Source organism: Streptomyces sp. NPDC014623 (assembly GCF_043088245.1).
Taxonomy (GTDB): Bacteria; Actinomycetota; Actinomycetes; order Streptomycetales; family Streptomycetaceae; genus Streptomyces.
In genome coordinates this window covers 665,583-679,095 of sequence record NZ_JBIBZU010000001.1, presented here as the reverse complement: position 1 = coordinate 679,095, position 13,513 = coordinate 665,583, and the positions used below count along the sequence as shown (strand labels likewise).

Below are 13,513 nucleotides of genomic sequence, written 5' to 3'. Positions count from 1 at the left end.
CCGGAGGGTGTCAAACGTGGGGGGTCAGGCCGCGCGGCGGGCCGCGTACTCCGCGATCTCCAGCATCGGCGGACGTTCCTCGGTGTCGACGGCGTGCGTGTGCGGTACGAAGCCGTTCTCGCCCCGCTCGAACTGGGTGATCTCGGGCCGCACGATGGTGGCCCGGGAGAGGCGCAGCTGCGCCGTGCGGTAGATCGTCGCCGCCATCCTGCCCAGCGCCTGGCCGTCCTGGTGGCGGTGTCTGCGCACGCCGACGTCGACCTGCGCCAGGGCGTCGAGCCCCACCGTGTTCAGGGCGTCGACGAGCAGGCCCAGCTCCACTCCGTAACCGACCGGGAAGGGAAGCTGTTCCAGCAGGGAGCGCCGTACCGCGTACTCCCCGCCGAGCGGCTGGACGAAGCCGGCCAGCTGCGGCCAGTGCAGATTGAGCAGGGGGCGGGCCATCAGCTCGGTGACGCGGCCACCCTGGCCTGCGGTTCCGTTGAGCGGCCGGTCGTACATCGCCTTGACGAAGTGCACTCCGGGCTCGGTGAGCAGCGGGCCGACGGTGCCGGAGACGAAGTCCGGCGAGAAGTCCTTGAGGTCGGCGTCGACGAAGCAGACGATCTCTCCGCTGGTCACCAGGAGTGACCGCCAGAGCACTTCGCCCTTGCCCGGGACGGTGGGTATGCGCGGCAGTATCGCGTCCCGGTGCACGACGCGCGCACCGGCCTCGCGGGCGACGGCGGAGGTGCGGTCGGTGGAGCCCGAGTCGATCACCACGAGTTCGTCCACGAGCGGGACGCGTTCCATGAGCTCGCGCCGGATCGTCCCCACGATCGCCCCGACGGTCGCTTCCTCGTTCAGCGCGGGCAGCACGACGCTCACGGTCGTGCGGTGCGGATCCTGCGTCCTGGCAGCCACGAGCCGGTCCAGCGGGCGATCGGCGGCTGACCAGGAACGCCTGCTCAACCAGCGTTCCATCTCTTCCAGCACGGTCGGTTCTCCCTGGGTGTGATCCATCTCGCGGTACGGACGACTGGTTCCGGCGTCCGACGTGTCGGTTACAGTCTGAGCAACGCGGACGAGCCTCGCACGTCGGGGTAGGTCCGCAGACAAATGCCCGGACCCGTGGTCCGGTGCCACAGCGCTCATCCAGAGGGACTGAGGGAACGGCCCGTCGAAGTCCCGGCAACCCTCCTGCCGACCGCGAGGTCACGGTGGGGAAGGTGCCAATTCCGTCTTGTGGCGAGATACGTCGCAAGGAAGATGAGGAGAAAGGGCCTCCGCCATCATGGCCGTGCAGACAGTTGCAGCGAACACCAATTCTTCCGCCGTGGACCTCGGTCCCGCCGCGGCGCTCTCCTGCCGCGAGTGCGGCGAGCGTTTCGAGCTCGGTCCCATCTTCGCCTGCGCGTCCTGTTTCGGGCCGCTCGAGGTGGCGTACGACCTGCCGAGCGGCTCCCCCGAAGAGCTGAAGAAGCGCATCGCCGAGGGGCCTGACAACATCTGGCGCTACGCGCCGCTGCTGCCGGTCCCCTCCGACGTCGCGGACAAGCCCAACATCAACCCCGGTTTCACGAAGCTGGTCAAGGCCGACAACCTCGCCCGCGAGCTGGGCGTGACCGGTGGTCTGTACGTCAAGGACGACTCCGGCAACCCGACGCACTCCTTCAAGGACCGTGTCGTCGCCATCGCCGTGGAGGCCGCCCGCGCCTTCGGGTTCACCACCCTCTCCTGCTCCTCCACCGGCAACCTCGCCGGTGCGGTGGGCGCCGCCGCCGCCCGGGCCGGCTTCCGCTCCTGCGTGTTCATCCCGCACGACCTGGAGCAGGGCAAGGTCGTCATGGCCGCGGTGTACGGCGGCGAGCTGGTCGGCATCGAGGGCAACTACGACGACGTCAACCGCTTCTGCTCGGAGCTCATCGGTGACCCGCTGGGCGAGGGCTGGGGCTTCGTCAACGTCAACCTCCGGCCGTACTACGGCGAGGGCTCCAAGACCCTGGCCTACGAGATCTGCGAGCAGCTGGGCTGGCGGCTGCCCGACCAGCTCGTCATCCCGATCGCGTCCGGCTCGCAGCTCACGAAGATCGACAAGGGCCTGCAGGAGCTGATCAAGCTCGGCCTCGTCGAGGACAAGCCGTACAAGATCTTCGGCGCCCAGGCCGAGGGCTGCTCCCCGGTCTCCACCGCCTTCAAGGCCGGCCACGACGTCGTGCGCCCGCAGAAGCCGGACACCATCGCCAAGTCCCTGGCGATCGGCAACCCGGCCGACGGCCCGTACGTCCTGGACATCGCCCGGCGCACCGGCGGCGCCGTGGAGGACGTGAACGACGAGCAGGTCGTCGACGCGATCAAGCTGCTGGCCCGCACCGAGGGCATCTTCGCGGAGACCGCGGGCGGGGTGACGGTCGGTGTGACGAAGAAGCTGATCGACGCGGGTCTGCTCGACCCGGCCCTGACCACCGTCGTCCTGAACACCGGCGACGGGCTGAAGACGCTCGACGCCGTCGCCCCCACGACCGGGCTGGCGGCGACGATCCGGCCCAGCCTGGACGCGTTCCGCGACGCGGGCCTCGCCGCCGCCAACTGACCACCCGAGACCGAAGGAAGGCACCCACATGAGCGTCAAGGTCCGTATCCCCACCATCCTCCGCACCTACACGGGCGGTCAGGCCGAGGTCCCGGCCGAGGGCGCGACCCTCTCCGAGGTCATCGCGTCCCTGGAGCAGAACCACCCGGGCATCGGCGCCCGCGTGCTGGACGACCAGGGCAAGCTGCGCCGCTTCGTCAACGTGTACGTCAACGACGACGACGTGCGCTTCGAGGGCGGACTGGACGCGGCGACCCCGGACGGCGCCGGCGTCTCGATCATCCCGGCCGTCGCCGGAGGCTGACCGCCGCACGGCCCCGGGCGGCCGGGCGACCGGCTGTCCGCATGCACGGCGTGAACACGATGACCCCCTCCGCGAGAGAAGCGGAGGGGGTCATTCTGCATGGTTGAGCGCGGTACAGTTGGGGAAGCCCTCGCAGCTGCCCATGCCGCCCGCATATGAGAATGCGCCCGGCCGCGAAAAGAAGCAGCCAAAGTACGTGAACTCCTTGTGGCATAAGTGGCCTTTGTCAGGCCCGACTTGCCCTGGAATATTACTGATTCCTCCAATGCGTGCGGTCGCGTGTGCCCAGAATTCTCGTCCGATTGACCTGTTGCAGAGGGCAGTTGGGCAGATACATTCAGCCGCGGTCGACGCGTTCCGGCGCACGCCACCCTCTCCTGTCGGAGGGTGAGTTCTGACCCGGGCCCGCGAAGTGCGGTCTCGTGCAAGGGCCAGTAATAGGGGAGTTAGGCATGGCTCAGGGCACCGTCAAGTGGTTCAACGCGGAGAAGGGGTACGGCTTCATCGCGGTCGACGGTGGTGCGGATGTTTTCGTCCACTACAGCGCGATCCAGATGGACGGGTACCGCACCCTCGAAGAGGGTCAGCGAGTTGAATTCGAGATCTCGCAGGGCCAGAAGGGGCCGCAGGCGGACATGGTCAAGCTCGCCGTCGGCTGAGCTCGGCGCGGTCGTCCGACGACACCACTCACACACGCGGGGCCCGTACCTCTCACCAGGGGGTGCGGGCCTCACGTGCGCCCGCACGCGCCTCGGATGTTGTCCACAACCGGGGGGTGACGCTTGCACTCGCAGGGGTCGAGTGCTAATCATTGGCGTTAGCACTCTCCAGGTGAGAGTGACAGAACTTGGACCGGGCCGGTGAGGCCCGCAGGCCCAGTGGTGCAAGGAACCACTGAGCACGCTGGCCGTCCGTCGCGGGCGCCACTCGGTCCGGAGAAATCCACCCCTGTCCGGGAGGACCACTTCACATGGCCAAGATCATCGCGTTCGACGAGGAGGCACGGCGCGGTCTCGAGCGCGGGATGAACCAGCTCGCCGACGCCGTCAAGGTCACCCTCGGCCCCAAGGGCCGTAACGTCGTCCTCGAGAAGAAGTGGGGCGCGCCCACGATCACCAACGATGGTGTTTCCATCGCCAAGGAGATCGAGCTCGAGGACCCGTACGAGAAGATCGGTGCGGAGCTGGTCAAGGAGGTCGCCAAGAAGACGGACGACGTCGCCGGCGACGGTACGACCACCGCCACCGTTCTCGCTCAGGCGCTCGTCCGCGAGGGCCTGCGCAACGTCGCCGCGGGTGCCAACCCGATGGCTCTGAAGCGTGGCATCGAGAAGGCCGTCGAGGCCGTCTCCGCCGCTCTGCTGGAGCAGGCGAAGGACGTGGAGACCAAGGAGCAGATCGCTTCGACGGCCTCCATCTCCGCTGCCGACACCGAGATCGGCGCCAAGATCGCCGAGGCGATGGACAAGGTCGGCAAGGAAGGCGTCATCACCGTCGAGGAGTCCCAGACCTTCGGTCTGGAGCTGGAGCTCACCGAGGGTATGCGCTTCGACAAGGGCTACATCTCGGCGTACTTCGCCACCGACATGGAGCGTATGGAGACGTCGTTCGACGACCCGTACATCCTGATCGTCAACTCCAAGATCAGCAACGTGAAGGACCTCCTTCCGCTGCTCGAGAAGGTCATGCAGTCGGGCAAGCCCCTGCTGATCATCGCGGAGGACGTCGAGGGCGAGGCTCTGTCGACGCTGGTCGTCAACAAGATCCGTGGCACCTTCAAGTCCGTCGCCGTCAAGGCTCCGGGCTTCGGTGACCGCCGCAAGGCCATGCTCGGCGACATCGCCATCCTCACCGGCGGCACCGTCGTCTCCGAGGAGGTCGGTCTCAAGCTGGAGAACGCCGGCCTCGACCTGCTCGGCACCGCCCGCAAGGTCGTCATCACCAAGGACGAGACGACCATCGTCGACGGTGGTGGCGACAGCGACCAGGTCCAGGGCCGCGTCAAGCAGATCCGCGCCGAGATCGAGAACTCCGACTCGGACTACGACCGCGAGAAGCTCCAGGAGCGCCTCGCGAAGCTGGCCGGCGGCGTGGCCGTCATCAAGGCCGGCGCCGCCACCGAGGTGGAGCTCAAGGAGCGCAAGCACCGCATCGAGGACGCGGTGCGCAACGCCAAGGCCGCCGTCGAGGAGGGCATCGTCGCCGGTGGTGGCGTGGCTCTGCTCCAGGCCTCGGCCGTCTTCGAGAAGCTCGACCTGACCGGTGACGAGGCCACGGGTGCCAACGCCGTGAAGCTCGCGCTGGAGGCCCCGCTCAAGCAGATCGCCGTCAACGGTGGTCTCGAGGGTGGCGTCATCGTCGAGAAGGTGCGCAACCTGCCGATCGGTCACGGCCTCAACGCCGCGACCGGCGAGTACGTCGACATGATCGCCGAGGGCATCATCGACCCGGCGAAGGTCACGCGCTCCGCCCTGCAGAACGCCGCGTCCATCGCCGCGCTCTTCCTCACCACCGAGGCCGTCATCGCCGACAAGCCGGAGAAGGCCTCTGCGGCCGCTCCGGGCGGCATGCCGGGCGGTGACATGGACTTCTGATCCTCGGATCAGCAGCTCCACGCGGTACCCGTAGTACCTGTACGACGCCGGCCCCCGGGATTCTTCCCGGGGGCCGGCGGCGTATCCGCCCGCGCCTGTCCGGGGGCTCCCGGAGACCGGTGCCGCCCGCGGAAGCCCGCCGTTCGCGCGGCGGCGGAGCGCGGTGTGCGGCAGTTCCCGGTGAGGACCGGCGGCTGTCCGCCGTCCGCCGCGCGAGCTGGGGCCCGTGCCCGGTGTCAGGATGGCCCGGTGAACACTGCGCAGAACCAGGGAGCACCTGTCGTGCGTCCCCTCACCGATGCCGACGTCCCCACCGCGGTCGACACCCTCGCCCGCGCTTTCGCCGACTATCCCTACACGCGGCACGTGATCGCAGCGGACGATCACGAGGAGCGGGTCCGGCGGTTCCAGGAGCTGTGCCTGACCCGCATCGGCATGGTGTACGGACGGGTCTGGGTCGCCGAGGGAGGCCGCGCCGTGGCTGTCTGGGCCGTTCCCGGCCGGGATCCCTCGCCCGCCTTCGCCGAACTCGGGCCGGTCCTCGGCGAGCTCAGCGGCGACCGGGCCGCCGCTTCCGCAGCCGCGGACGCGGCCGTTGCCCCGTACCGGCCCCAGGAGCCGGGATGGTTCCTGGAGACGGTGGGAACCGCCCCCGAGGCCCAAGGGCGGGGCCTCGGCAGTGCGGTGCTGGCTCCCGGCCTCCGGGAGGCCGAGCGCGCTGGGCATCCGGCGTTCCTGGAGACCTCCAGCGAGGCGAACGTGCTGTTCTACGAGCGTCTGGGCTTCAAGGTCACGGCCGCGGTCCAGCTCCCCGACAGCGGCCCGCGCACGTGGTGCATGCGCAGGTCCCCACGCTGAGGGCCTGGAGTCGCGCCTCGAACGTGGCGTACGCGGACCCTCTTGTCGTCGTTCCGGTACCCCACGGGTGTGAGAGCGCTCTCGAAGCCTGGGGCCGAAGCGATCCTCAGCGTGTCCTCCCCGTCAAGACTCGAACGCATGACAACTTTGCGTAGATGCCAACTGCCTTCTGTGTCAGCTCTATTGACACTTATGTTTCAAAGGTTTTACTTTCCTTGGCACTTGAGAGCGCTCTCGAAAACGCTCCGACCCCCCCCATGACGAGGTGCTGCCCATGCAAGCCTCCTTCTCCAGACCAGCAGCGGCGACGCTTCTGGCCGTCGCCCTGGCCGCCGTCGGTCTGGGCCCTGCCGCGTCCCCGGCGGCAGCCGCCACCATCCCCGCAGGCTCCGGCAGTTACACCGACAGCCGCCCCGCCGGCACCTCCGGTCCCACCACCGACACCGGCGCCCCCGTCACGCCCAAGCTCACGGCGGCGGCCAAGGACAAACCCGTCCCGACCAACGACTGGTGGTCCTCGCTCGCCTACCAGCGGTACGGCGGCAATCCGTATTCCACCCCGATGTACGGGCACCCGCTGACCTACCAGGCGACCTCCGGCGGACTGGAGGTCGGTTACCCGACCACGCCCGCGGTCGTCGGGGACGGCCGCCAGTACGAATACGCGCACAAGGCCGACCTCACCGTCGGCCTCAGCGGTCTGAACTCCCCGGACACCAAGGCCGACGCCTGGTCCGACTGGACGGTCACCCCCTACTGGTCGGACGGCGCCCGCACCCTGCGCACGACCATCGGGCACGGCATGCCCTTCGTGTACGCCAAGGGCTCCGGTGGTGACGCCCGCATCACCACGGCGGGCACCCCCGCGGTCTTCGCGGACAGCGGCAACGTCCTCGGCATCACGGTCGCCGGCCATCACTACGCCCTCTTCGCCCCGACCGGCAGCGACTGGACCGTCTCCGGCTCCACGATCACCGCGGGCCTCGGTGGCAAGGACTACTTCTCGCTGGCCGTGCTGCCGTCCACGGACGCGCTCGCGACCTACCGGAAGTACGCCTTCAGCTTCGTCACCGGATCCAAGGTGGCCTGGGAGTCCACCGGCGGCACGGTCAAGGCGACCTACAGCCTGACCACGGAGGCCAAGGAGGGGACCGAACGCGGCACGCTCCAGGCGCTGTACCGCCACCAGTGGCTGCACACCTCCGACGCGCTCACGCCGTACACGTACGTCTCCCCGCGCGGCACCATGAAGGTGCGGGAGTCCGCGTCCTTCACCACCAGCCAGAAGAACCAGGGCGTGCTGCCCGCCCTGCCCGCGTCGAGCGGGGTCGACAAGGCGCGGCTGACCGGTTATCTGAACGAGGTGGCGAACGCCTCCGACCCGTTCTCCGGGGCCAGTGACACGTACTGGACCGGCAAGGCGCTCGGCCGCCTCGCCCAGCTGGTGCCCGTCGCCGACCAGATCGGCCAGACCGGCATCCGGGACAAGCTGCTCGGCCTGATGAAGGGCCGCCTCCAGGAGTGGTTCACGGCGGGTGGCGCGTCCGAGTTCAGCTACGACAAGAGCTGGAAGACGCTCACCGGCTACCCGGCCTCGTACGGCAGCGACACCGAGCTGAACGACCACCACTTCCACTACAGCTACTACGTGTACGCGGCGGCGGTCATCGCCCAGTACGACCAGGCGTGGTCCGCGGACTCCGCCTGGGGCACCATGGTCAAGACCCTGGTGCGGGACACCGCCAACCCCAGCCGCACGGACAGCGCGTACCCGTTCCTGCGCGGCTTCGACGTGTACGCGGGCCACAGCTGGGCCTCCGGCCACCAGGGCTTCGCGGCGGGCAACAACCAGGAATCCTCGTCGGAGTCCGTCAACCTCAGCGCGGGACTCGTCCTGTGGGGCGCGGCGACGGGCGACACCGGGCTGCGTGACCTCGGCAGCTTCCTGCTGACCACCGAGTCGGAAGCGATCACGCAGTACTGGTTCGACGCCGACCAGCAGGTCTTCCCGGGCTCCTTCGGGCACGACACGGTCGGCATGGTGTGGGGCAGCGGCGGGGCGTACTCCACCTGGTGGACCGCGAACCCGGAGGAGATCCACGGCATCAACGTCCTCCCCGTCACCGGTGGTTCCCTGCACCTGGCCCGCGAGAAGGCCGCCGTCAAGCGGAACATCGCCGAGATGGAGCGGGAGAACGGCGGGCCGGCCGTCGAGTGGCGCGACCTCCTGTGGGAGTTCGAGTCACTGGCCGACCCGGCGGCGGCGAAGGCCAAGTGGGACGCGGGGAACGCGGGCTACACCCCGGAGCAGGGTGAGTCCAAGGCGCACACGTACCACTGGATCACCACGCTCGACAGCCTGGGCGCGCCCGACCTGACCGTCAGCGGGAACATCCCGACGTCGGCGGTCTTCACCAAGAACGGCGTCCGGACGTACAGCGCCCACAACCACGGCTCCACCGCCCGCACCGTCACCTTCTCCGACGGCGCGACCCTCTCGGTGCCGGCCCGTTCCACGGCGACCGGCACGGGTACCGGCGGCGGGGACCCCGACCCGGATCCCGAGGAGCCGGGTCCGTCGACCGGCAACACCTTCCGGCTGAAGTCGGGCGGCACCCTCACCACCGCCACGGACGGCGCGGCGGGAGCCGACACGCTGGCCTCGGCCGACGGCGTCAACCGGGACGGCACGCCGTACAGGCCGACGGTCTACGAGGTCAGGAAGGTCGACGGAACGCTCGCGGCGGGCACGTCCACCGCCTTCCGCCTGCGGGTCGACGCGGGCACGAAGGTGGGCCTCGCCTCGCAGGTCAGGGTGAGTTACGACCTCACCGGCGACGGTACCTTCGACCGGACCGAAACCTTCCGCTACTTCGCGACCGACCCGGTCACGGGGTGGGAGGAGTACACGCAGGCGGCGGGCACCAAAGCGGTGACCGGAAGCCTGGGCAACCTCAAGGGCGGAACGGTCCGCCTGGAGATCTGGAACGCGCTGGGCAACGGCACGTCCCAGGTGCAGACCGGTACGGACGCGGCGGTCGTGAAGATCCCGTTCGTCTAGGCCCCGGTGTGCGGCGGGTCCCGGCCTCACTCAGGCCGAGGCCCGCCGCACGAGCGTGGTCGGGGTGATCACGGAGTCGGGGCGGCCGGCTCCCGCGCGGGCCTTGTCCAGACCGCGCAGCAGCAGCCGGGCCATCAGCCGCCCCTGGCCCTCGATGTCCTGCCGGACGGTGGTCAGGGGCGGGTCGGCGGCCTCGGCCACCGATTCCATGTCGTCGAATCCGACGAGGGCGACCTGCCCGGGCACCGCGATCCCGCGCTCGCGCAGCACCCGCAGGGCTCCCGAGGCCATCAGGTCGCTGGCTGCGAACACCGCGTCCAGGTCGGGCCGCCGCTCCAGCAGTTCGGCCATCGCCCGCGCCCCGCTCTCCACGGTGAACGCGCCTTCGGTGACGAGCGTGGGGTCCGCCTCCGGCAGGACGTCCCGGTAGCCGTCGAGCCGGTCCATGGCCGAGGTCTGGTCGGACGGCCCTCCGATGTACGCGATGCGCTCCCGGCCGAGGCCCCGCAGGTACTGCACGGCCGACCGCGCTCCGCCCCGGTTGTCGGCGTCCACGTACTGCACGGCCTGTTCCCCGGGGCCCGCTGTCCAGCTCGGCCGGCCCCCGTAGACCGTCGGCACCCCGGCCCGCCGGGTGATCGCGGGCAGCGGGTCGTCGGTGTGCAGGGAGAAGGCGAGGGCACCGTCGACGTGGCCGCCGGACAGGTAGCGCGCGATGCGGTCGTAGTCCGCGGGCCCCTCCACGATCAGCAGCACCAGCTGGGTGTCGCTGGCGGCCAGCTCCTTGCTGATGCCCCGCAGCTGCAGGGAGAAGAACGGGTCGGAGAAGATCCGGATCTCCGGCTCCGCGATGACCACGGCCACCGCCCCGGTCCGCCGGGTGACCAGCGTCCGGGCGGCGTGATTCGGGATGTACCGGAGCTCCTCGACCGCGCGGCGCACCTTGTCCACCAGCGGCTTGCGGACCCCGTCGCCGCCGTTGACGACCCGGGACGCGGTGGCCCGCGACACCCCCGCCCGCGCCGCGACGGCTTCCAGGGTGGGCCGGGGCCCGGGGTGCTGCTCGGACAAGGCGGGCGCTCCTCGTTGCTGGGCGGCGGCTCGGGAGGACGGGGCACCGCCGGGGCGCCTACAGCCTAGCGCCGGGGACCGTCAGCGGGGGTGAGAGCGCTCCCCGCCGGTGCCGGAGCGGCCCCGCCGGAGCCGGACGCCGGCCCTCCCGGATATTCCGCCATTCTCTGTCATGACCCTGGCGGAACGCGCCATCCGCCTCCACAATGCGGGTGGGAGCGCTCCCACCCGTGGGGGTGCTCCGCTCCCTGCCCACCGCATCCGTTGACGAAAGGCCTTCCCGGTGAATGCCTCACCACTCTCCGCACGGCCCGTGCGCGTCCGCCCCCGGCACGGGAGACGCGTGTTCGGGATGTCAGCCGCCGCCTTGTTGTTCGCGGCGGCGCTGGCGGTGCCCGGCACGGCCGGTGCCCAGGAAGCCGAACCAGGTCCCGAGCAGATCACCAACGGTGACTTCGCCGCCGGTACCGCTCCCTGGTGGTGGACGGCGAACGCGCCGTCGGCCGTGTCGGACGGCCGGCTGTGTACCGAGGTGCCCGCCGGCACGGCCAACGCCTGGGACGTCATCGTCGGCCAGAACGACGTCCCGGTCGTGGCGGGTGAGAGCTACGAGCTGTCCTACACGGCCAGTTCGACCGTGCCCCTGACCGCCCAGACCCGGGTCCAGGAGGCGGCCGAGCCGTACACGTCGGTGCTCGCCACCGCGGACCCGGTGGGTACGGAGGCCACCCGGGTGACCCGTACGTTCACGGCCTCGGCGGACCTGCCCGCCGCGTCGGTGCAGTTGCAGATCGGCGGCGGTGAGCGGGCGGCGACCTTCTGCCTGGACGACGTGTCGCTGCGGGGCGGGGCCGAACCGCCCGTGTACGTACCGGACACCGGGTCGCCCGTCCGCGTCAACCAGGTCGGGTACCTGCCCCACGGCCCCAAGAGCGGCACCGTGGTCACCGACGCCGACGCGCCGCTGACATGGACCGTGAAGGCCGGGGACGGCTCGACGGCCGCCACCGGCACGACCGTTCCGCAGGGCGAGGACCCCAGCTCACGGCAGCGGGTCCACACCTTCGACTTCGGTGACCTCACCACGTCGGGCGACGGCTACACCGTGGAGGTCGACGGTGAGGTGAGCGAGCCGTTCTCGATCCGCGGTGACCTGTACGACGGGCTGCGCTCCGACGCGCTGGCGTACTTCTACCACAACCGCAGCGGCACCCCGATCGAGGCGGACCTCGTCGGTGAGGAGTACGCGCGCCCGGCGGGCCACATCGGTGTCGCGCCCAACAAGGGTGACACGGACGTCCCCTGCCAGCCGGGGGTCTGCGACTACCGGCTGGATGTGTCGGGCGGCTGGTACGACGCGGGCGACCACGGGAAGTACGTGGTCAACGGCGGTATCTCGGTGGCCCAGCTGATGTCCACGTACGAGCGCACCCTGACCGCCGCAGACGCCGAGTCGGCCGAGCTCGGCGACGGTGAGCTGCGGGTGCCCGAACGCGACAACGGGGTGCCGGACATCCTGGACGAGGCGCGCTGGGAGATGGACTTCCTGATCAGGATGCAGGTACCGGCGGGTGAGCCGCTGGCGGGCATGGCGCACCACAAGATGCACGACGCCGCGTGGACCGGGCTGCCGATGAAACCGCATCTCGACCCGCAGCAGCGCGAATTGCACCCCCCGTCGACGGCGGCCACGCTGAATCTCGCCGCCTCGGCCGCGCAGTGCGCCCGCCTCTACGCCCCCTTCGACGAGGACTTCGCGGACCGCTGCCTGCGGGCCGCCGAGACCGCGTGGGCCGCGGCGAAGAAGCACCCGGACGTGCTCGCCGACCCGAACGACGGCACCGGAGGCGGGGCCTACAGCGACAACGACGTCTCGGACGAGTTCTACTGGGCCGCCGCCGAGCTGTTCACCACGACGGGCGAGGACACCTACCGCCAGGCGGTGCTCTCCTCCAGCCTGCACGGTGACACGGACGCGGTCTTCCCGGCGGGCGGCGGCATCTCCTGGGGCTCCACCGGCGGGCTGGGCGTGCTCACGCTGGCCACCGTGCCGAACGGTCTGACACCGGCGCAGCTCGGTGAGGTCCGCTCCGTCGTCACCACGGCCGCCGACCGCTACGCCGCACAGTCCCGCGCGCAGGCCTACGGGCTGCCGTACGCGCCGAGCGGCCAGGACTACGTCTGGGGTTCCAACAGCCAGGTCCTGAACAACATGACCGTGCTGGCCACGGCCCACGACCTGACCGGTGAAGCCGTCTACCAGGACGCCGTGCTGCGGGGCGCCGACTACCTGCTCGGCCGCAACCCCCTCAACCAGTCGTACGTCACCGGCTACGGCGAGCGGGACTCCCACAACCAGCACCACCGCTTCTGGGCGAACCAGAACGACCCGTCGCTGCCGAACCCGGCGCCCGGTTCGATCGCGGGCGGACCCAACCTCACGGCGGTCGCCTCCGGCGACCCGGTGGCGGCGGAGAAGCTGACCGGCTGCGCGCCCGCCATGTGCTACATCGACGACATCGGCTCCTGGGCGACCAACGAGATCACCATCAACTGGAACGCGCCCCTGGCCTTCATCGCCTCCTACCTGGACGACGCGGGTGACGGACGGGCCGACCAGGCCCGTAGCTGCAAGGTCGTGTACTCCTCGCACCCGTGGAACAGCGGCTCGACGGTGACGGTCCGCGTCCAGAACACCGGTGCGGAGCCGGTCTCGCCGTGGTCGCTGACCTGGCTGCTCTCCGGGGAGCAGCGCCTGAGCCACACCTGGAGCGCGGAGTTCGCCCAGTCCGGCCGTACGGTCAGCGCCAGGCCGCTGTCGTGGAACCGGACCCTCGCACCGGGTGCGGCGGTCGACTTCGGCTTCAACACCTCGGCGGCGGAACCGGCGCCGGACCCCGGGTCGTTCAAGCTGAACGGCCGTGCCTGCGCCTCGGGCTGATGCGGGCGTAGCAGTTCCCACGGGCCCGGGCGGGCCGTCCTCCGGAGGGCGCCGCGTCCGGGCCCGTACCCCACGGGCGCGTCCGGTCCGCTCCGACCGGGGGACGAACCCGG

9 protein-coding genes and 1 riboswitch are annotated in these 13,513 nt (G+C 70.3%); of the genes, 7 read left to right on the top strand and 2 right to left on the bottom strand.

Features of this window, described 5'->3' with window-relative positions:
• Positions 1–24: 24 nt before the first annotated feature.
• A complete protein-coding gene (locus tag ACF1FZ_RS03230; RefSeq protein ID WP_391771624.1) occupies positions 25–975 on the bottom strand; it encodes a glucosyl-3-phosphoglycerate synthase in 951 nt (316 codons plus the stop codon).
• A 152-nt stretch (positions 976–1,127) separates the two neighbouring features.
• Positions 1,128–1,255: riboswitch (SAM riboswitch) on the top strand.
• An 18-nt stretch (positions 1,256–1,273) separates the two neighbouring features.
• On the opposite strand from ACF1FZ_RS03230, the gene thrC reads away from it, so the two are divergent.
• The 6 genes from thrC to ACF1FZ_RS03200 all read left to right on the top strand — a co-directional run bounded on the left by thrC (position 1,274) and on the right by ACF1FZ_RS03200 (position 9,388).
• Positions 1,274–2,572, top strand: coding sequence for a threonine synthase (gene thrC / locus ACF1FZ_RS03225; RefSeq protein WP_391771623.1), 1,299 nt, complete (start codon positions 1,274–1,276; stop codon positions 2,570–2,572).
• Positions 2,573–2,600: 28 nt separating this feature from the next.
• On the top strand, positions 2,601–2,876 hold the full coding sequence (locus ACF1FZ_RS03220; RefSeq protein ID WP_145804483.1) for a MoaD/ThiS family protein: 276 nt from the start codon (positions 2,601–2,603) through the stop codon (positions 2,874–2,876).
• 452 nt (positions 2,877–3,328) lie between these two features.
• The gene (locus ACF1FZ_RS03215) at positions 3,329–3,535 is read left to right on the top strand and encodes a cold-shock protein (RefSeq protein ID WP_003967346.1); all 207 of its coding nucleotides are present in this window, start codon (positions 3,329–3,331) and stop codon (positions 3,533–3,535) included.
• 311 nt (positions 3,536–3,846) lie between these two features.
• Positions 3,847–5,469, top strand: a complete 1,623-nt coding sequence (gene groL, locus ACF1FZ_RS03210; protein ID WP_391771622.1) for a chaperonin GroEL — start codon at positions 3,847–3,849, stop codon at positions 5,467–5,469.
• A 249-nt stretch (positions 5,470–5,718) separates the two neighbouring features.
• Entirely contained in the window at positions 5,719–6,327 is a 609-nt protein-coding gene (locus ACF1FZ_RS03205) for a GNAT family N-acetyltransferase (RefSeq protein ID WP_391771621.1), read from the top strand.
• A 274-nt stretch (positions 6,328–6,601) separates the two neighbouring features.
• Positions 6,602–9,388 (top strand): glycosyl hydrolase, encoded by a 2,787-nt coding sequence (locus tag ACF1FZ_RS03200; RefSeq protein ID WP_391771620.1) that lies wholly within the window; start codon positions 6,602–6,604, stop codon positions 9,386–9,388.
• Positions 9,389–9,418: 30 nt separating this feature from the next.
• Here ACF1FZ_RS03200 and ACF1FZ_RS03195 read toward each other — a convergent pair whose 3' ends face one another.
• Positions 9,419–10,459, bottom strand: a complete 1,041-nt coding sequence (locus tag ACF1FZ_RS03195; RefSeq protein WP_391771619.1) for a LacI family DNA-binding transcriptional regulator — start codon at positions 10,457–10,459, stop codon at positions 9,419–9,421.
• A gap of 352 nt (positions 10,460–10,811) precedes the next feature.
• Between ACF1FZ_RS03195 and ACF1FZ_RS03190 the strand changes: the two genes are divergently transcribed.
• Positions 10,812–13,400: a glycoside hydrolase family 9 protein gene (locus ACF1FZ_RS03190; RefSeq protein WP_391771618.1), complete on the top strand. Its 2,589-nt coding sequence runs from the start codon at positions 10,812–10,814 to the stop codon at positions 13,398–13,400.
• Positions 13,401–13,513: the final 113 nt, after the last annotated feature.